Here is a 20,803-nt window from a genome sequence, read left to right on the forward strand (position 1 = left end):
AGCCTGAAAGAATTTATAGACAAAATGTCTATTTTTAAGATGTAATTTGTCTAATTTTTAAAATATTTTCTAAAAATTATCAAAATTAAACAAAAAAAGCTGCTTAAAAATCCAAAATAGTGTACTATTCGACTTGTTGATGCGGTTTATCAGACAAATGATGGCACAATCATCAAATGAAATTTGTTCAAGATAACGTTTTTACACAAGATGTTAATTTGGCGAAGCGATAAAACCAAACACCCTACTCTCTCTTTTTTAGACATAATGTCTATGTTATTGACTCACGAAGGAAAACTCAATGAAAGTTTTTTACGATAAAGACGCTGATTTATCTCTGATTAAAGGCAAAACTGTTGCCATTATTGGTTACGGTTCGCAAGGTCATGCTCATGCAGCAAACTTAAAAGATTCAGGCGTGAACGTGGTAATTGGTTTGCGTCAAGGCGCATCTTGGAACAAAGCTGTAGCGGCTGGTTTTGAAACATTGAGCGTTGCTGATGCAACCAAAAAAGCTGATGTGGTAATGATTTTGTTGCCAGATGAAAATCAACCTGTTGTTTACAAAAACGAAATTGCACCAAATTTGAAAGAAGGCGCAGCTTTGGCATTCGCACACGGCTTTAATATTCACTACAACCAAATCGTGCCACCAAGCAATGTGGACGTGATTATGGTTGCGCCAAAAGGTCCAGGTCATACTGTTCGCAGCGAATTTTTGAAAGGCGGCGGCGTGCCATCTCTGATTGCCGTTTACCAAGACCATACAGGTAAAGCACGCGACATTGCCTTGTCTTACGCGGCTGCGAATGGCGGTACCAAAGGCGGCGTGATTGAAACCAACTTCCGCGAAGAAACCGAAACCGATTTGTTTGGCGAACAAGCAGTATTGTGCGGCGGTGCGGTTGAATTGGTTAAATGTGGCTTTGAAACTTTGGTGGAAGCAGGTTACGCGCCTGAAATGGCTTATTTTGAATGCTTGCACGAGCTGAAATTGATTGTGGATTTGATGTACGAAGGTGGCATTGCCAACATGAACTACTCTATTTCCAACAACGCGGAATACGGCGAATACGTTACAGGTCCAGAAGTGATTACACCTGCAACCAAAGAAGCGATGAAAAAAGCTTTGTACCGCATTCAATCTGGCGAATACGCAAAAATGTTCATTCAAGAAGGCGCGACCAACTACGCGTCTATGACTGCACGTCGCCGCTTGAATGCCGACCATCAAATTGAAAAAGTGGGTGCACAATTGCGTGGCATGATGCCTTGGATTGCGAAAAACAAATTGGTTGACCAAGATAAAAACTAATTTATTGTAAAAATATATTAGGCAGCCTGAAAAATATTTTTCAGGCTGCCTTTATACTATTTTTAGGATTCAGGATAGAAATAATGAACAAAATTAAATCATTTAAAATTTTGATTAAAAAGATAATTTCAGTATTGAATCGTTTGGATATGATTTTGCCACCCGAAGCCAAAGAACCTGATTGGACAAGCATCGCGTTTCGTTGGCAAGCGATAGGACATTCGGGCGTATTACACAGTTTGCCACGCCCGCACACCTTTCCATTGACACGATTGGCAGCGATAGATAAGCAAATGGCACAGTTGGTGCGTAATACCGAACAGTTTTTGTTGGGACGACCTGCAAATAATGTGTTATTAACAGGTGCGCGTGGCACAGGAAAATCTTCGTTAATCAAAGCGTTGCTGCATGAATATGCGGAACGCGGTTTGCGCTTGATTGAAGTGGATAAACACGATTTGACGACTTTGCCCGCATTATTGTTGATTCTGGAATCGCGTCCAGAAAAATTTATTGTGTTTTGTGATGATTTATCGTTTGAAGATGGTGAAGAAGGCTACAAAGCCTTGAAAACCGCGTTGGATGGCAGTTTGTCGTGTCGTGCGGATAATGTGCTGGTGTATGCGACTTCCAATCGCCGCCATTTGATGCCTGAATACATGGATGATAATGTGGGACGTGGTGGCGAAATCCATGCACGAGAAGCGGTGGAAGAAAAGGTTTCTTTGTCTGACCGATTTGGTTTGTGGTTGAGTTTTTATGCGTTTGACCAAAATGAATATTTGGCAGCAGCAGAAAATTGGTTGCGCGATTTTGGTTTAACATGGGACGAAACAGCACGACAAGCAGCATTGCAATGGGCGCAAACGCGCGGCAGCCGCTCGGGACGCACAGCATATCAATTTGCGTGTGATTGGGCAGGGCGAAACGAAGTGGAACGTGTGTAAGCGCCCTACCCTATTTTTTAAAAAAGGCAGCCTGAAAATATTTTTTCAGGCTGCCTTTTTATTATTTTTTCAATTCTGCCAAAATTTCATCTACTTTTGCTTTGGCATCACCGAAACACATCACGCTGTTTTCATTGAAGAACAATGGATTTTGTACACCAGCATAACCCGTATTCATGGAACGTTTGAATACCACTACTTCTTTTGCTTTCCACACTTCCAGCACAGGCATCCCTGCAATTGGACTGTTCGGGTCGGTTTGTGCGGCAGGATTAACCGTATCGTTCGCGCCAATTACCAACACCACATCAGTTTCAGCAAAATCATCATTGATTTCGTCCATTTCCAACACAATGTCATACGGCACTTTCGCTTCCGCCAACAACACGTTCATATGCCCCGGTAAACGCCCTGCCACAGGATGAATACCAAAACGCACTTCTGTACCATTTTTGCGTAACAAATCAGTGATTTCAGCCACAGGATATTGCGCTTGTGCCACCGCCATACCATACCCCGGTGTGATAATCACGCTGCTGGCATCTTTCAACATTGCCGCTACTTCGGCAGCCTGAACTTCGCGGTATTCGCCCACTTCTTCACTGCCACTTGAACTAGCTGCATCGCTTGAACCGAAGCCGCCTGCAATCACCGAAATAAACGAACGATTCATCGCTTGACACATAATATACGACAAAATCGCACCGCTAGAACCCACCAATGCGCCTGTAACAATCAGCAAATCGTTGGATAACATAAAACCTGCTGCCGCTGCTGCCCAGCCTGAATACGAGTTCAGCATAGACACCACCACAGGCATATCTGCGCCACCAATAGACGCCACCAAATGCCAGCCAAATGCCAAAGCAATCACGGTCATCACCAACAACGCAAACCAGCTACCATCAGCCGATACAAAGCACAACAACAAAATAAATGATACCAGCAATGCCGCTGCATTCAATTTGTGTTTATGCGGTAATTGCAAAGGTTTGCTGGCAATTTTGCCATTCAATTTACCAAAAGCCACCACCGAACCCGTGAAGGTAACCGCACCAATAAACACGCCTAAAAACACTTCTACCAAGTGAATAGTGTGCATTTCTGCTGATACATCGCCTGCATCAATAAAACTATTGAAACCGACTAACACCGCTGCCAAGCCAACAAAGCTGTGCAAAAGTGCAATCAATTCAGGCATTTCGGTCATTTCCACTTTTTTTGCCTTGTGGATACCGACTGCTGCGCCGACAATCATCGCCAAGATAATCCAGCCCAAGCCAGATACCGTTTCGCTGAAAATAGTGGCAAACAGCGCAATCGCCATGCCAACGATGCCTGAATAACAACCTTGCTTCGCCGTTTCCTGTTTAGACAAGCCCGCCAGCGAAAAAATAAAACAAATTGCCGCGACAATATATGCCGCTGTTACTAATCCTTGAGACATTGTGATTCTCCAAATTTAATATTTCAGGCTGCCTGAAACAAAATCAACCGCCATTTGTACATGAATTTCGGTGGTATCAAACAAAGGAATCGGCGTATCCGCTTGTTGCACCAATAAACCAATTTCGGTACAACCCAAAATCATGCCTTGCGCCCCTTGTTCTGCCAACTGATTCATGGTTTGCAAATAAAACTGTTTGCTTGTTTCAGTGAATTTGCCAACGCATAATTCTTCAAAAATAATCCGATGAATTTCGGCTTGCGCTGTTTCATCAGGTACTATCGCGCTCACCCCACGCGCTGCCAAACCTGCACGATAAAAATCATCTTGCATGGTAAAACGTGTTCCCAATAAACCTACTTTCTTGCATTGCCGTGCTTGAATCGCAGCTGCAACACCATCCAAAATATGCAAAAAAGGAACATCAATCGCTTGTTCAATCAGTGTGGCGACTTTGTGCATCGTATTGGTTGCCAACAAAATCGCTTGTGCGCCAGCTTGCTGCAACATTCGCGCCGATTGTGCCAAAATTTCGCCAGCTTGTTGCCAATCGCCATTTTTTTGGCAATTCACAATTTGCTGAAATTCCACGCTATGCACAATCAACGGTGCGCTGCTGTTACCGCCATTTTGTTGATTGATGAGACGATTGATTTGCGTGTAATACGTTGCCGTACTTTCAGGCGACATACCGCCAATAATCCCTAATGTATTCATCGTATTTCTTTGCGATTTATTTTCAGGCTGCCTGAAAAAAATTAACCTTTACGGAACATATTCAACATACGGCGTGTTACAAAAAAACCACCGAAAATATTGATACTTGCCAACAAAATCGCCACAAACGCCAACAGCGACACCACCGCATTGCCTTGTCCAATTTGCAACAAAGCACCCACGACAATAATCCCCGAAATGGCATTGGTAACCGCCATCAACGGCGTGTGCAGTGAATGGCTGACATTCCACACCACATAATAACCAATCACGCACGACAACACGAAAACGATAAAGTGGTTCAAAAATTCGGTTGGTGCCACCGCGCCTACCCACAAAATTAACACGCTGCCAATCACAGCAGGCGCAAATTTTTGCCACAAAGGTGTGGGTTTTGGTTCAGCTTTGGCAACCACTTTTTCAGGCTGCGTTTGTTGTGGTGCAGCAGAAACTTGAATCGCTGGCGGTGGGAACATCACTTCGCCATTATGCGTAACCGTCATATTGCGGATAATCACATCGTCAAAATTCAGCGCGATTTCGCCATCTTTATTTGGCGATAACAATTTGGTTAAATTGACTAAATTAGTTGCGTACAGTTGCGAGGATTGTCCAGCCAAACGATTAGGCATATCGGTGTAGCCAATGATTTTCACGCCGTTTTCGGTAACGAACAATTCGCCTGGTTTGGTGTATTCGCAGTTACCGCCCGTTGCCGCCGCCAAATCCACGATGACAGAACCTGCTTTCATGCTGTCCACCATTTCTTTGGTAATCAATTTCGGCGCAGGTTTCCCTGGAATAGCGGCGGTGGTAATGATGATGTCCACTTCTTTGGCTTGTTCTGCAAACAATTTCATTTCCGCAGCGATAAATTCTTCGCTCATCACTTTGGCATAACCATCGCCCGAACCACCAGATTCTTGTGGAAAATCCAATTTCAAGAATTTGCCGCCCATGGATTCAATTTGTTCCGCCACTTCCAAACGCGTATCAAATGCTTTGACGATTGCGCCCAAAGAATTTGCCGTACCAATCGCCGCCAAACCTGCCACGCCCGCGCCAATAATTAACACTTGCGCTGGGGGAACTTTGCCCGCCGCCGTGATTTGTCCTGTGAAAAAGCGACCAAACGCATTCGCCGCTTCAATGACTGCGCGATAGCCTGAAATATTCGCCATAGACGACAGTGCGTCCAATGCCTGTGCACGCGAAATACGCGGCACCATATCCATTGCCAATAAATTAACCTTTTTCGCAGTCAATTTTTGCAACAAATCCTCATTTTGTGCAGGATAGAAAAAGCTGACAACCGTTTGTCCTTCTTTCAGGCTGCCTACTTCTGCATCATTAGGTGCGTTTACTTTGTAAATCAATTGGCTAGACCAAATTTCTTTAGCATCGGTCAATATTGCGCCAGCAGCTTCATATGCGGCATCCGTTAGACCAGCCGCCACGCCAGCACCGCGTTCTACCGCCACTTCAAAACCCAATTTTTGCAATTGGGCAACGGTAATCGGGGTACACGCCACGCGGCTTTCGCCAGCCAGTGATTCTTTGGGAATGGCAATTCTCATGGTGTTTCCTTTGTTTATGAATTAATCGGATTTTGGCTGTTTTTGTGTGTAAACAAAAAAGGCAGCCTGAAAAAATAGTTGATGGTATGTAGTTGCATGAAATTTTGAGTGTACAAGAATTTATCCAATAGGACAAAGGTTTCTTTTGGAAAAGGCAGCCTGAAAAATATAGGCAATAAATTAAAATGTTAAATTTTTAATTTATTCAGCAATAAAAAAGGCAGATAATAGTTAATTACCTGCCTTTTAAGCTACAAAATAACTAAAAAATATTTTTAACTCAATTTAACTATATTGCTAAATCTTCATTTAGGATAAGTAGCCCATTTTTGCAAGATTTTGTCTAATTCTCCACTTTGTTTCAATTCAGCCAAGCCTTCATTAATTGTTTGTACTAATTTGGGTTCATCTTTACTAATAATAAATACCATATTGGTTGCCGATTCAGGTAAGTCCAAATTAGTATATTCCGTGATATTAAACGCCTTATCTTTTAATTCACCATTGTTAGCATGAAACCTTAAAGCAACACAGTCGCCGAATAAAACATTTGTTTTTCCTTGTGCTAATGCATTTAATGCTACAGAATGATTGGCATGTAACATAAATTGGGATTCTTCAATTTTCAAATGTTGAGATAATTCTCCATTCATGTTTTCCCCATTAATGATACCAATTTGTGCATTTTTCCAATCGGGTGGGGACATATTTGTCATTTGTGCTAAACAATCGCCTGAATGCATATAAGATTCAGATGGTACAGCTACACTACCATTGACTTCATCTTGTGCAGCCCCCATTGCTACTATATCTACCCTTTTTTTACCTAGTTCTGTGTATGCATTTTCTAATGGTAACAACACAAATTCCACTTGAAAGCCTTTATTTTCACCAATTTTATGTAAAATATCGGCTTCTAAACCCATAAATTGATTGTTATTTAAGAAAATATATGGTTGATATTCTTCTAAGGCTGCTACTTTAACAATAGGCAATTTATCCTTATCATCCTTACTATCCTTTTTCATGACAGCTTTTGTTGGATGTTGCTCGCGCAACATAGAAGTATTTTCAGAATTGGTTTCGCTATTAGAGCAAGCAATTAGTGAACACAAAATTGCGCTACTTAAAGCAGTACGAATAAATTTTTTCATAATGAAATTCTCCTAGACAATCTATTTTCCAAAGTATTATTTTTTAATAATATCGACTTATTTATTAATTATTTAAAAAATTTTTAAATGATGTGGGATTGTTTTTTAATTCGAATTGTTCGTGTACTGAAAATCTAAATTTAAGCACTTATATTCATAATCATCGTACCGTGTGTTGCCTTGTATTTGTAAGTGTCTCAATAAAATCAAGCTAGCAATTTTGTGAATATAGGTTTTAAAATATGCTTATTTATGGTGGATTCAATTTAAATCAGGACAAGGCGACAGCTACCGCCGTGTACACTATAGTACATAAGGGAGCTGGCAATGCTGTACTGGTTTAAATTGAATTCACTATACTTAATGGAAATGACACTGAGTTCAATATTGTTTTTATAGGCACGCGGCCCATGATTATTACTTAACCATTAGCACCTAATTATTGTATGATATTTTTTAGTGTACAAGAATTTATTCAATAGGACAAAGTTTGCTGCTGAAAAAAGCTGCCTGAAAGATTATTTTTATAGAATAAGATGTCTGTAATTGTGTTTTATTTAAAATAATAGTTTGGAAATTATTTTATTTTTCTATTTATTTTGCATAAAATTGCAAAAATAAATTTTAATGTAATTTAACTATTTTTGCTTGAGAATCTGAAACTTTCGCAAAATCCCTTAACAATGTATCTGTACATTTATATATGCTATTGCTTTGAATTACGCTCCAAGTTTGGGATAGTGCTGCAGTACACGACAATTTTTTGAAGTTGCCACCAATCTGTCCCTTCCCCCGCCAGCGTGGGAAGGGACAGGTTTCAGGCTGCCTTTATTTAACTATTTTTTAGACGATATTTCCGTGATAATGCGCGTGCACGGCGATACCAAGCGCGAGCTTCAATCGGATTGGGTGTTTGTGAGCTGGCATAATTCAAACGAATATACTCATTCAACAAATTATCCAAATCAGGACTTAATCGCGGTTGCGCGCTTAATTCGGCTTTCAATTCCAACACGCTTAATGCTTGCAAATGAACAAAATCTTTGCCCAATAAACGGCGTTTGAGCAGCATAAAACCATCTTCCAATGGCGAAATATCTTTGTTGCGTGAACGTTTCCACCACAACCACATGGGTATGAAAGCAGGCAATAAACCCATTATCAAAACGGTCAAAATTGTCCAAGCATTGACTTGGCTGAATCCAAACAAGGAAAATAAGTTTCTTTGTTGCTCGCCATCAAAATTGACCACCCAACGTTGCCAATAAATTTGGCTTTGGTCAGAAAATCGGCTCCACCAGCTTAAATTATGAACCAATTCTTTGATTTCTTCAGCTGGTAGCGCATTATCTAAACCACCTTCTACGCGTGTAATGGATACGGCGGCGGTCGGGTCAATGCGTTTCCACACGTTTTTCTTTTCCAGCCAAACTTCTGCCCATGCGTGGGCATCTTTGCTGCGTATTTGCCAAAAACCGCCTTGTTCGTCCCATTCGCCACCTTGATAACCTGTTACCACACGCGCTGGCACACCTGCTGACCGCATCATGGTAACAAAGGCATCAGCATAATGCTCGCAAAAACCTTGCTTGCTGTTGAAGATAAATTCATCGGTACTGTCTTTGCTGCTTAAAACGGGTGGTTTTAAGGTATAGACAAATTGATTGTTGGCGAAATACTGAAATGCAGCGTTAGCGAAAGTTTCCGCATCTTCGCCACTTTGTGTGAATAATTGTTTTGCCAATATCATTGTTTGCAAATTGGTATTTGCGTTTAATTGTAAATATTGCTGTTTTTCGCTAACCAATAAACGTTGTGGTAATTCATCGCTGATGGTGGATTGAAGCTGAATGCCACGCACACCTTTGCGACTGTACACTCGCAACACATTGCCCGATTCGCGCATAATGCCACGTCTTTGTTCTGCTGAAGGATAATCTAATGCAGGTAATCGCCCTTTGTCATCCTCTATAACAATTTGATAAGCAACATTAAATACATGGCGACTTGAATCGGGAAGAGCATTGTCAATTACACCATTCACTGCTTTCCATGTTCCATCCTCGCTGCGATTTGCCATAATCATTACGCGCCAATACAAATCTTGCTGACGTGGTACAAAACCATTTTGAAAAGTGGCGGAAAACGCAGGTTCATTGCTTTGTACCAAATCGCCAATGCTACCTGGTTTCATGGTATCGGATAAACCTGTGATAGATTGGTTCGCTGGATTTTGCGGCAAACCCCACAGCGGTGCATCTCGGCGTGGCATAGTAATAAACAACAATAACATGGGTAACCAAGTCAGCAAAAATGCTATTGCGCTTTGTTTGAAGGCAGCCTGAATATTTAATTCGTTTAAAACGGCTAATGATGTGGCAATCAGCATCAAACATACCAAAACCCATAAACCGACCAGCAAACTTTGGTTAAATAATACCGCGCCTGTCAGCAAAAACATCATGGATAATGCAGATACTTGACGGTCGCGGCGCGTGTAGCCTTCATAGGATTTGAGTGCGCACAGCAACAATAAAAACGCCATGCCGCCTTGCAAACCGATAAATGTGCCAACTTGTAGAAAAACCAAAATACCCACCACGCCCAGCATCAACAATAATTGCCAACGCGCCAATGCTTTGACACCAAATTTCAACAATGCCACGCGCCCTAAGGCAAACACGGCAAATAATATAGAAATTGGCAAGGGTAATTCCGCTAGAATTGGTAAAGACACGGCAATCAGTGCCAATTGATTAAACAATAAAGCGTTAAAATCGGTTTCAGATTGGAGATAAGGTGTGCGAGAAATAAACATCATGTTGATAAATAATGGTAAAACAGGTTTCAGGCTGCCTTTTAAATGAAAAAATATTAAGGCAGCCTGAAAAATAGTATGGAAAAGATAAACAAGCCTTATGTGTATTGTTTTTGATTTTTAAAGATATTTGCAGTACACGGAAAAACAATGGCATAACTATAGCCACTTTAAGGTTGGGTAAATATTTAAGGCTGCCTGAAACTATCCACGATAATACAACAATAAATTGCGGAATACATTTGGGTCTTTAATAAATGTCATTTCGCCTGCCGCAGGGAAATGAAAATCCAATAATCGCGATACCCAAAAACGCACGCAACCTGCACGAAATGCGGTTTTTAGATATGCTTGCTCTTCGCGTGTTAAAGGTCGTACGCTTTGGTAGCCACGCATAAAGGCATCGCGCAATTCGGGTACGATATGATTAGTGGCATCTCGCGCCCAATCGTTGATGGCGATGGCTAAATCGTATACAAAGCTGCCGTTACACGCATAATAAAAATCAATAAAACCTGATACTTGCTCTCCATTTAACAAGACATTGTCTTTGAATAAATCGGCGTGAATAATACCATTTGGCAAATGGGTATCTGGATTTTGGGCAAGATAGGCAATTTCGCTTTGTAACAAATCGGCTTCATCTTTTTCTAAAAAAGGGAGCAGTTTTTCACAACTGGCTGTCCACCATGTGCTGTGGCGTGGGTTGTCCATTTTTTGTGGAAAATGTGTGCCTGCAAGGTGCATTTTGGCGAGCATTGCGCCCGTGTGATGACATTGCATAGCGGTTGGAAATGAGGTGTCGTGTCCGCTTAATTTGCTGACAATGCACGCAGGTTTGTTTGCTAAGGTGGCGGTAAGCGTGCCGTCTTTTTTGGCAATCGGTGCGGGACAAGCCACGCCATTTTTGCTTAAATGTTGGGTTAAGTCCATGAAAAATGGAAGTTCTTCGGCTTGCAGTGTTTCAAATACGGTCAGAACATAGCTGCCAGTGCTGGTGTGCAGGAAATAGTTACTGTTGGTAATGCCTTGTGCGATACCTTGTAGAGAGTGGAAGTCGCCAAGTGAATATTCGGTAAGCAGGTGGCGCATTTCGTTGTCGGAAACGCTGGTGTAAACGGACATGATAGACAGCCTGAAATAATGATGAAAAAAAATTATCATAACAAATTTAGACGAATATGGCAGCAGAAATATCTATATGATAAAATTTGAAAACTTAAATGAATTTGCGTAAATTTTTGTTTTCAGGCTGCCTTATCTAAAATTTTGTTAATCAAGGCAGCCTGAAATGGTATCTTTGAAATCATAAGGAATGCTTTCACAATGAGTAAAAAATTAGTAGTTGCTATGTCAACTTCTGGCTTGGATTATTATCCAGACACACGCAATATTCGCATTTTGCGTTTGAATATTACAGTTGGAACGGAAACATTTATTGATGGAGAAACATTAAAAGCGGATTCTTTTGAAAATTGGCTGCTTAAGAATCCGACAGGTGTTGTGAAAACTTCTCCGCCATTGGACAGTATGCTCACGCGTTTTTTCATGAAAATTGCTGACGATGGTTACGATGAAGTATTGGTGATTACTATGTCATCGGTATTGAGTAAAACGTATGAGTATGTGAAACAGTTAATCCCTGTGTTTGCAGATAAATTGCGGATTCATGTCTTTGATAGTAAAACGGGTACCTTTGCTGAAGGTTTAATGGCATTGGAAGCTGAGCAATGTTTCAGTAAAGGCATGGACATGGAAAGTACGATAATGCGTTTACGTAAAATGCGTCAAAATAATACGGTTATGTTTGCTGTTAGTGATTTGCGCTATTTAATTAATAATGGGCGATTGTCGCAAACGGCAGGTTTTTTTGCCAATATGTTGAGTATTAAACCAATTATTCAAGTTACGACCAATGGTGAGGCGGTTGTAGCGGAAAAAATTATGTCATTTAACCGTGCAATGTCCAGTTTATCCAATCATTTGGAACGTTATTTGAAACAAGGAACAAATCATCGTGTTTATTTATTGTACACGGGTAGTAAGCGGGAAAATTTCTTTGAATTTGAACGTATTGTGGCAGAAAATAATCGTTTGAAACATTTACCTGCTTATCCTATTACGCCTGTGGTATCGGCACATGCTGGACCGAATTGTGTGGGTTTTGGGATTTTTTGGGAATAAAAATCGGTATGCATAATCTTAATGAAATGCATTAAATTAATAGGCAGCCTGAAAGCATAGGTTTCAGGCTGCCTATTTAATTAACGCGAACTCGGGATAAGAAATTTCATAAAAATTAAAGGGCAAACGTGATAATCTATTGTTTGCACACAACCAAGTATCACGAAAGCCCTTTAACATGGATTATCTTACCGCACTTTTCTGCCAAATTGATGATTTTTGCAAAGAATTTGAACCCAAATTCAATAGCAAATTGATTAAAAACAATAAAATTCGTAATAGACCAAGTTGTATCAGTACCGCAGAAATCATGACCGTACTGATTGCTTTTCATCAATATCGCATGCGTGATTTCAAAACCTATTACCAATGGCAAGTCCAATCCATTTGGCAGCGAGACTGCCCCAATATGCCCAGCTACAACCGCTTTTTGGAACTGGCTACACGAGCCTTACCTGCTATGTTGGTATTTTTAACCACCCAAATGGGCAAATGCACAGGTATAGGTGTGGTGGATTCAACCACTTTGTCGGTTTGCCACAATCGCCGTATTCACTCGCATAAAGTGTTTAAAAACATCGCGCAAAGGGGCAAAAGCAGTACAGGCTGGTTTTACGGTTTCAAATTGCATGCGGTATTTAACCACTTGGGTGAGCTGGTCAATTTTTGCTTAACCGCAGGCAATGTGGATGACCGTCAAGGTTTAAAACAAATGGCAAAGCACCTATTCGGCATTTTGGTGGCGGATAGGGGCTATATTGGAAAAGATTTAAGTGATTGGCTTAAAGAGAAATATGGCATTACTTTGCTAACGGGTATCAAAAAAGGCATGAAACCCAAACAATACACAAGTGAGCAGAAAAAGCTGCTTAAAAAACGTGGTGTTATAGAAACCATTTTTGGGCAACTGAAAAATTTGTGTCAAATTGAACATACTCGGCATCGTTCGGAGCGTGGTTTTATCTTGAATTTGATTTCAGGTTTGACTGCCTATTGCCTGTTTCCTTATAAGCCAATGATGTTTGGGAAAAAGTCTTTGTTACCAATGAAGTAAGAAAGGCTTATCCCGAGTTCGCGTTAATTAAATCACTTTAATCTTGTTTATTTTGCTGTTTGTTCCAGCGTTCTTCCCAGAAAGTTGCGCCTTCTACACCGCATTTTTTCGGGTCAAAAGTGTAGGTTGTTACACCCGCTTTTTTCTGTTCCTCATAGTCTTTCAATGCGCTGATAGTCGGTTTGCTCTTCAAGAAAATGATGATGATACCGACAATGTTCAACCAAGCCATTAAGCCCACGCCTACATCGCCAATATCCCAAATGTAACCTGCACTATTTACCGCGCCATAAGCCACAGCAGACATCAACAAAACTTTAACCAATACAATGAACCAAGTATTGTCCTTCATTTTGCGCGTCAAATAAGCCATATTGGTTTCGGCAATGTAGTAGTAAGCTAAAATCGTGGTAAACGCAAAGAAGAAAATGGAAATACCCGTAAACACATTACCAAATGAACCAAACACGCTGGAAACCGCCATTTGTGTGAATGCAGGCCCGTTAATTTCGGTTGCTGCAGCCACGTTTTGCACTAAAAAGTTCCCTTTTTCCAGTGTGCCTTGAATATTGTATTGCCCTGTAATCAAAATCATAAATGCAGTCGCAGAGCAAACAAATAAAGTGTCTACATATACTGAAAAGGCTTGCACCAAACCTTGTTGTGCTGGATGTTCCACTTCAGCCGCCGCCGCAGGGTGTGGGCCTGTACCCTGACCAGCTTCATTAGAATAGATGCCACGTTTCACACCCCAACCGATTGCGGCACCAAAGCCAGCTTGTGCCGTGAATGCATCACCAATAATCATACTAATGATTGCAGGCAATTTGTCCATATTCATGAAAATAATCAATAAAGCCATCAAAATATAGCCAAAAGCCATAAATGGAACGATGATTTCGGTTACATTCGCAATGCGTTTGATGCCGCCAAAAATAATCAAGCCCAACACAATTAAAATAAATAACAAGGCAATCAATTTATTCATGCCTACTTCGCCAAAGGAAGTTTGCACCATATCGCCACTGCCCACAATCATCACGACCGCATTTGCTACGCCATTCGCTTGTACACCTGGTAAGAATAAACCACAAGCAATCACAGCTGCAATCGCAAAAATTGCACCATAAATTTTACCTGTACTGCCTTTAAAGAATTTTTCAAAATAGTAAGCAGGGCCGCCACGATATTGACCATTGTCGTTTTCTTTGTAAAGTTGTGCTAACGTGGATTCCACATAAGCTGTACTTGCACCCAAAAATGCAACAATCCACATCCAAAATACCGCTCCAGGTCCACCAAAACCAATTGCAGCTGCTACGCCAGCAATATTACCCATGCCGACACGTCCAGACAGCGCAACCGCCAAAGCCTGAAATGAACTAATTCCTTCTGGGCTATTGTTGGGTTTGAACAACAAGCGCAGCATTTCGCCAAAATGCCGAATCTGCATAAACCGCGTTATGATGGAGAAAAATAAACCTGCGCCCAAGCACAGGTAAATCAATGCTTGACTCCAAATCAAGCCATTGAGTGTGCTAATAATTTCTTGCATTATGATTGCTCCTAAAAAAGAAGATGAAATTTAGAAAATTTACAATTTGTTACATTTTTTGACAAAATAATGCTTTTTTATGCATTTTGTCAAATTTTTTTAGATATTTGTGAATTTGATGATAGAAATTTGTTTTGAAGATAAAAATGTTCATTCAGACTGAAACCTTTGCAAAACCCTATTTTTTTGAACTTTTTGAAAAATAAAGTTCTTAAAATTCAAAAAATTAAAATTTTTAAATATCAAATTTTAGGAGTTTTGCAAAGGTTTCAGGCTGCATATCAATGATACAGCCTGGAAGCACAAGTCTAGGGGCTAATATAATCAAGGTTTGTGTTATACTCCCACACCATTCAATCTATCAAAAAAACGAAACAAAACAATGCAAGAAACGATTTTATTAGATGAAACAGACGATTTATTCCATGAAGAAACCGAAATTTCTGTGCAGCCTGAAAGCAGCCTGAAAATAACCGTACCTGTGGATTTAGCTGGCACACGCTTGGATGCTGCATTGGCGAAATTGTTGCCCGATTATTCGCGCAGTCGTATCACCACTTGGATTAAAGATGGTGGCGTGTTGTGCAACGGCAAAGTTGCTACGCCTAAAGACAAATTGATTGGCGGCGAAATTTTGCAAGTGCAAATTCAAGAAAGCAATGAAAACCAAGCCTTTGAACCCGAAGCCATGGATTTGGACATCGTGTTTGAAGACGACACAGTCATCGTATTGAACAAACCTGCTGGTTTGGTGGTACACCCTGCGGCTGGAAATTGGACGGGTACGCTGCTCAATGGTTTGTTGGCGCATTGCCCAGATTTGGCGCAAGTGCCACGCGCTGGCATTGTGCATCGTTTGGATAAGGACACGAGCGGCTTAATGGTGGTGGCGAAAACCTTGCCCGCGCAACTGAATTTGGTGCAACAACTGCAAAATCGCAGCGTCAAACGCATTTACCGCGCGGTGGCAGACGGCGTTGTGCCATTTGACGGCAAAATTGAAACGCTGATTGGGCGCGACCCACACAATCGTCTGAAAATGGCGGTCGTGAAATTTGGCGGCAAGGAAGCGATTACCCACGTGAAAGTGCTGGAACGCTACCACGCCCACAGCTACATTGAATGCGAATTGGAAACAGGGCGCACCCATCAAATCCGCGTGCACATGAAAGAAGCGCGACACCCTTTGGCGGGCGACCCCGTGTATGGCAATCCACGCCACCCTTGTTCACAACCTGTCAAAGATGCGGTAAAGGGTTTGGCGCGTCAGGCTTTGCATGCTTACCGTTTGCGTTTTGCCCACCCTGTGTCGGGCGAAGAAGTATCGTTTGAAACGCCGATTCCTGCGGATATGTATCATTTATTGTCGGTATTGCGTTTGGAAAGCGGCTTGCATTCATCGTTGAGCAAGGAAGTGGCATGGCAAAATCAATTTGAAGATGATGACGATGATTGGAACGAAGAAGATTACGATGTACAAGTGGTTTATGTGAAAGATTAAGAGCCTAGAAATCAATAGGCAGCCTGAAACCTTTTCTTTCATGGGTAAACAAGGCATAATCCTTTTCATTAATGTTTTTGCAAAATACTGTAAGAAAATGTTTCATATTTTCAGGCTGCCTATTGTGTTTTGCAATAAATCTATTTCATCCTTAAACATGTGGAAATTTCATCATGACAGCTCAAATTATAGACGGAAAAAAAGTTTCAGAACAATGCCTTGAAAAAGTTGCCGAACAAGTGTCGCAACGTCAAGTGCAAGGTAAACGTACCCCTGGGTTGGCGGTGGTTTTGGTCGGCGAAAATCCTGCCAGCAAAGTGTATGTGCGCAATAAACAACGTGCATGTGATAAAGTGGGTTTTCGCTCGTTTTCGCATATTTTGCCTACTGAAACCAGCGAAGCGGATTTGTTGGCTTTGGTAGATGAATTAAACGCCAATCCTGATGTAGATGGTATTTTGGTACAACTGCCTTTGCCTGCACACATCAACGGACAAAATGTGTTAGAACGCATTTTGCCAACCAAAGATGTGGACGGTTTTCATCCGTATAATGTGGGGCGTTTGATGCAGCGTATGCCAGTATTGCGCCCGTGTACGCCCAAAGGTGTAATGACCTTGCTGGATGCTTATCAGATTAATCCAAAAGGTAAAAAAGTAACCATCGTTGGCGCATCTAATATTGTAGGTCGTCCGCAAGCGTTGGAAATTATGTTGGCGGGTGGTACGGTTACTGTTTGCCACAGCGCTACACAAAATCTGGACAAGGAAGTGGGTGTGGCGGATATTGTGATTGTGGCGGTAGGCAAACCTAATTTTGTGAAAGGCGAATGGATTAAAGAGGGTGCAGTGGTAATTGATGTTGGCATCAATCGTTTGGAAGATGGTACTTTGTGTGGTGATGTGGCATTTGACACCGCAAAAGAACGTGCTTCTGCTATTACGCCCGTTCCAGGAGGGGTCGGTCCGATGACGATTGCGAGTTTATTGGAAAACACCTTACAAGCAGCAGAATTGCACGAAGCAAAAATGGCACAGTAAACATGAAAAAAGCACCTGTTTTTAAGGTGCTTTTTTGGTTTTCAGGCAGCCTGAAACCAAATCTATCCAATCCGTTTAAACGGCGGCAAACACGCCAGCATTTGCTGACCATATCGCTGCGTTTTGATGCGATTATCCAAAATGGTTACGCGCCCATAATCGTTTTCGGTGCGAATCAATCGCCCAACCGCTTGTACCAATTTGATGCTGGCTTCGGGTACGGTAATTTCCATAAACGGCTTGCCACCACGTTTTTCAATCCAACGACTCTGCGTTTTTTCAATCGGATTATCGGGCATGGAAAATGGCAATTTTACAATGATGACATGAACACACGCTTCATGCGGTAAATCCAATCCCTCGGCAAAACTATCCAAACCAAAAATAATGCTCGGTTTACTATCTTTTAATGCTTGATAATGCTGCTCCAATAATTTGGCTTTGGATTGTTCACCCTGCACCAATAAATAAGGCAATAAATTTTCAGGCAGCCTGAAAGCCACTTCCTGCATTTGTTTACGCGATGTAAATAAAACCAGCGTGCCAATCGCAGCCGTATCATCAATCAATTTGGGCAACCATTTGACCACTTCTTCGGTATGCGCCACAGGTTCTTTTGGCGATGCGGAAAGCGGCGGAATATACAATTCCCCCTGTTCGGCAAAATTAAATGGGCTGTGCAATGCCAGCGTCGTGGTTTCAGGCAGCCATGACAAACCTGTTTGATTGAGCAATAAATTGAAATTCCCCAAACTTTGCAACGTTGCCGAAGTTAGTACCACGCCTGCTGCTCGCCGCCACAAACCACTTGCCAACATCGCCGCACTACTAATCGGACTGGCGTGAAATTGCCAATCGGTTTTATCGTCTATGCGGCGGCTAATCCACTTCGCAAGTGGAGGTTCTTTCTCATCTTTGGGTGTGGTTGCCATCAATTCCCACACCGCCGCAATTTGTTCTGCACGCGCTACAAAAATACCAAATTCACTCGCCACGCGGTCAATTTGACTGCTGTCTTGCTCTTTATCGCGGCGTGTTTGCGCCAAAGCATCGCTCAAAGCCAATACATTTTTCAACAAACTTTGCGCTGCCACAAAAGTATTCTGTACCAAAATAGCCAAATCTTCGGGAATATTGCCATCTTCCCACAGCCAAATCAGCTCATGCTCCGAGCCATCGCCCTCCAATTCAGGCGCATCTTGTAAATGAAATTGCCATTCATTGAAACTCTCCAGCAAACTCGCCGCCGCTTCATTCGCCAAATTTGCCACGTCCACTTTATCGCACAACAAGGCAATTTTTTGCGTTTGTGCAGGCAATTTTTCCATCGCCCACAAGGCTTGCAACCACGAATGTTCTGCCGCAAATTGGCTCAAAGCTTTTTTGGGTAAATGATGCGCTTCGTCAATGCAATAAAAACTATTGGCAGGCGCAGGCAAAATCACGCCACCACCCATGCTGATGTCTGCCAACAACAAATCATGATTCGCCACCACCACATCAACTGTTTCCAATTCATCTCGCGCCAAGAAAAATGGACATTCGGCACGATTGGGGCAAGTGGATTTCAGGCAGCCATGTCGGTCATTGGTAACTTGTGCCCATAAACTATCATCAATTTTTTCTGCCCAAGTATCACGGTCGCCATTGAATTGACGACTGGCAAAGCGATTTGCCATATCATTTAACACGTCCAAATCTTCTTTGCGTGGTTTAGTATCAAACAAAACCGTTGGTAATTCCATGCCTACCAAAGTTTGTTGCGCATGGCTTTGTGTCAGTTGATACAATTTATAGGGACACAAATACCGTCCACGACCTTTTGCCAAAGCAAAAGTCAATTCCAAGCCGCTTTTTTCTACCACAAATGGCAAATCACGCCCAACCAGTTGTTCTTGCAAGGCAACCGTTGCGCTGGACACAATTAAGCGTTTACCGCGTGTTTGCGCCATAATGCCGCCCGCTAATAAATACGCCAAACTTTTGCCCACGCCCGTTGGCCCTTCCACCACCAAAATACTTTCGCCATTGCGTTCTGGCGCATCTTCGCCTTCTGCTGCAGTTTTGCTGCGTGAAAACGCATTGGCAATTGCCGCAATCATTTCGCGTTGTGCAGAACGGGGGCGAAAGTGCGGCAAATTCTCGGAGATGGCGCGATAATGGTCGCGGATAGCATTTTTTTCTAAATCGGTAAGCATGATTAAACGTGTTTTCAGGCTGCCTGAATAAAAGGCAGCCTGTAAATAGAAATTAAGACAAGGAGATGGCGACTTTATGTATACAGAGATATGAGTGCTTAATCTTTCAGGCTGCCTTTCATTAACCCAGCGTGCGAATACCCACCGCATCTTTCACTTGCGCCAACAATTCACGCGCTTCTACACGCGCTTTGGCTGCGCCCGCTTGCAAAATTTCTTCAATTTTTTCGGGGTGGGCGATTAAATCATGGTATTTTTCGGTAAAGCCGTCCAATTCTGCGCCAATTTTTTCTGACAAGATTTTTTTCGCTTCGCCCCAAGCCAAACCATCATTTAAAGCGCGTTCAAAATCAGCGGTTTCTTGTTCGGTAGCAAAGGCTTGATAAATTTCAAATAATGGGCTTTCTTCTTTGAATTTTGGTTCGCCAGGTTCTTTTAAATTGGTCAAAATTTTATTGACGGATTTTTGTCGTTGTTTGGGCGTTTGGAACAAAGGAATGGTGTTGCCATAGGATTTGGACATTTTGCGTCCGTCCAAGCCCACTAATAATTCTACATTTTCATCAATCGCCGCTTCGGGTAACACAAATAATTCTTTACCAAAACGACTGTTGAAGCGTTGTGCAATATCGCGTGCCATTTCAACGTGTTGGATTTGGTCGCGCCCCACAGGAATGCTATGCGCTTTGAACATCAAAATATCAGCGGTCATCAAGATTGGGTAGCTGTATAAACCCATTTCTACTTGGAAATCTTGGTCTTCTTGTCCGTTTTCCAAATTGGCTTGCACGGCAGCTTTGTAGGCATGGGCGCGATTCATCAAACCTTTGGCGGTGATGCAGGTCAAAATCCAGTTTAATTCCAAAATTTCGGGAATATCGGATTGACGGTAAAACGTGGTGCGCTCGGTATCCAAACCACACGCAAGCCATGTGGCGGCAACGGCTTGGGTGGATTCATGAATCATGGCTGGGTCATGGCATTTGATGATGCCGTGATAATTCGCTAAAAATAAATAGCTTTCTACGCCATCTTCTTGTGCAGCGCGAATAGCGGGACGAATGGCGCCGACATAATTGCCCAAATGAGGAATGCCTGTGGTGGTTACGCCTGTGAGTACGCGTTTGGTCATGATGATTTCCTTTGTTTTATATTTGTGATGATGTTTTCAGGCTGCATGCAATTGGATAGGCAGCCTGAAAAATACCAATCTTAACACACATAAGCAGCCTGAAAAACTGTGTACACCGATTATTTGTAGGGATTTTCAGGCTGCCTATTTAATTGGTTTCGCGG

At 42.0% G+C, this 20,803-nt stretch carries 15 protein-coding genes; 6 read left to right on the forward strand and 9 right to left on the reverse strand.

Annotated elements, in window-relative coordinates; translation table 11 throughout:
- The first annotated feature begins 301 nt into the window (after positions 1-301).
- Both ilvC and MIS45_RS05720 read left to right on the forward strand, forming a co-directional pair.
- Positions 302-1,315 carry a ketol-acid reductoisomerase gene (gene ilvC / locus MIS45_RS05715; RefSeq protein ID WP_249441824.1) on the forward strand — a complete coding sequence of 338 codons (1,014 nt, stop codon included), beginning with the start codon at positions 302-304 and terminating at the stop codon, positions 1,313-1,315.
- Positions 1,316-1,398: 83 nt separating this feature from the next.
- Complete coding sequence (locus MIS45_RS05720; RefSeq protein WP_249449820.1) at positions 1,399-2,262, forward strand: ATP-binding protein; 864 nt, start codon at positions 1,399-1,401, stop codon at positions 2,260-2,262.
- 61 nt (positions 2,263-2,323) lie between these two features.
- Here MIS45_RS05720 and pntB read toward each other — a convergent pair whose 3' ends face one another.
- The 6 genes from pntB to thrB form a co-directional block, all read right to left on the reverse strand.
- The gene (pntB, locus tag MIS45_RS05725; RefSeq protein WP_249449822.1) at positions 2,324-3,709 is read right to left on the reverse strand and encodes a Re/Si-specific NAD(P)(+) transhydrogenase subunit beta; all 1,386 of its coding nucleotides are present in this window, start codon (positions 3,707-3,709) and stop codon (positions 2,324-2,326) included.
- Between the two features lie 15 nt (positions 3,710-3,724).
- On the reverse strand, positions 3,725-4,426 hold the full coding sequence (locus tag MIS45_RS05730; protein ID WP_249449823.1) for an aspartate/glutamate racemase family protein: 702 nt from the start codon (positions 4,424-4,426) through the stop codon (positions 3,725-3,727).
- A 41-nt stretch (positions 4,427-4,467) separates the two neighbouring features.
- Positions 4,468-6,003, reverse strand: a complete 1,536-nt coding sequence (locus tag MIS45_RS05735) for a Re/Si-specific NAD(P)(+) transhydrogenase subunit alpha (RefSeq protein WP_249449824.1) — start codon at positions 6,001-6,003, stop codon at positions 4,468-4,470.
- 305 nt (positions 6,004-6,308) lie between these two features.
- Positions 6,309-7,157: a substrate-binding periplasmic protein gene (locus MIS45_RS05740; protein ID WP_249449825.1), complete on the reverse strand. Its 849-nt coding sequence runs from the start codon at positions 7,155-7,157 to the stop codon at positions 6,309-6,311.
- 832 nt (positions 7,158-7,989) lie between these two features.
- Entirely contained in the window at positions 7,990-9,978 is a 1,989-nt protein-coding gene (locus tag MIS45_RS05745) for a transglutaminase TgpA family protein (RefSeq protein WP_249449827.1), read from the reverse strand.
- 201 nt (positions 9,979-10,179) lie between these two features.
- Positions 10,180-11,100 carry a homoserine kinase gene (gene thrB, locus MIS45_RS05750; protein ID WP_249449828.1) on the reverse strand — a complete coding sequence of 307 codons (921 nt, stop codon included), beginning with the start codon at positions 11,098-11,100 and terminating at the stop codon, positions 10,180-10,182.
- 201 nt (positions 11,101-11,301) lie between these two features.
- On the opposite strand from thrB, the gene MIS45_RS05755 reads away from it, so the two are divergent.
- Both MIS45_RS05755 and MIS45_RS05760 read left to right on the forward strand, forming a co-directional pair.
- On the forward strand, positions 11,302-12,159 hold the full coding sequence (locus MIS45_RS05755) for a DegV family protein (protein WP_249449830.1): 858 nt from the start codon (positions 11,302-11,304) through the stop codon (positions 12,157-12,159).
- Between the two features lie 178 nt (positions 12,160-12,337).
- Positions 12,338-13,213: an IS982 family transposase gene (locus MIS45_RS05760; RefSeq protein ID WP_249449832.1), complete on the forward strand. Its 876-nt coding sequence runs from the start codon at positions 12,338-12,340 to the stop codon at positions 13,211-13,213.
- A 37-nt stretch (positions 13,214-13,250) separates the two neighbouring features.
- On the opposite strand, the gene MIS45_RS05765 is transcribed toward MIS45_RS05760, so the two are convergent.
- Positions 13,251-14,768, reverse strand: a complete 1,518-nt coding sequence (locus MIS45_RS05765) for an alanine/glycine:cation symporter family protein (RefSeq protein ID WP_249449833.1) — start codon at positions 14,766-14,768, stop codon at positions 13,251-13,253.
- 382 nt (positions 14,769-15,150) lie between these two features.
- Here MIS45_RS05765 and rluD point away from each other — a divergent pair, with 382 nt between their 5' ends.
- Both rluD and folD read left to right on the forward strand, forming a co-directional pair.
- Complete coding sequence (rluD, locus tag MIS45_RS05770) at positions 15,151-16,269, forward strand: 23S rRNA pseudouridine(1911/1915/1917) synthase RluD (RefSeq protein WP_249449835.1); 1,119 nt, start codon at positions 15,151-15,153, stop codon at positions 16,267-16,269.
- 173 nt (positions 16,270-16,442) lie between these two features.
- Positions 16,443-17,309: a bifunctional methylenetetrahydrofolate dehydrogenase/methenyltetrahydrofolate cyclohydrolase FolD gene (gene folD, locus MIS45_RS05775; RefSeq protein ID WP_249449836.1), complete on the forward strand. Its 867-nt coding sequence runs from the start codon at positions 16,443-16,445 to the stop codon at positions 17,307-17,309.
- Between the two features lie 62 nt (positions 17,310-17,371).
- Here the strand turns inward: folD and dinG are convergent, their stop codons facing one another.
- Together dinG and trpS are read right to left on the reverse strand one after the other, a co-directional pair.
- Positions 17,372-19,507, reverse strand: coding sequence for an ATP-dependent DNA helicase DinG (gene dinG / locus MIS45_RS05780; RefSeq protein ID WP_249451346.1), 2,136 nt, complete (start codon positions 19,505-19,507; stop codon positions 17,372-17,374).
- A 121-nt stretch (positions 19,508-19,628) separates the two neighbouring features.
- The gene (trpS, locus tag MIS45_RS05785) at positions 19,629-20,642 is read right to left on the reverse strand and encodes a tryptophan--tRNA ligase (RefSeq protein ID WP_249447712.1); all 1,014 of its coding nucleotides are present in this window, start codon (positions 20,640-20,642) and stop codon (positions 19,629-19,631) included.
- Between the last annotated feature and the right edge of the window lie 161 nt (positions 20,643-20,803).

It is taken from the genome of Wielerella bovis, assembly GCF_022354465.1.
GTDB classification, from domain to species: Bacteria; Pseudomonadota; Gammaproteobacteria; order Burkholderiales; family Neisseriaceae; genus Wielerella; species Wielerella bovis.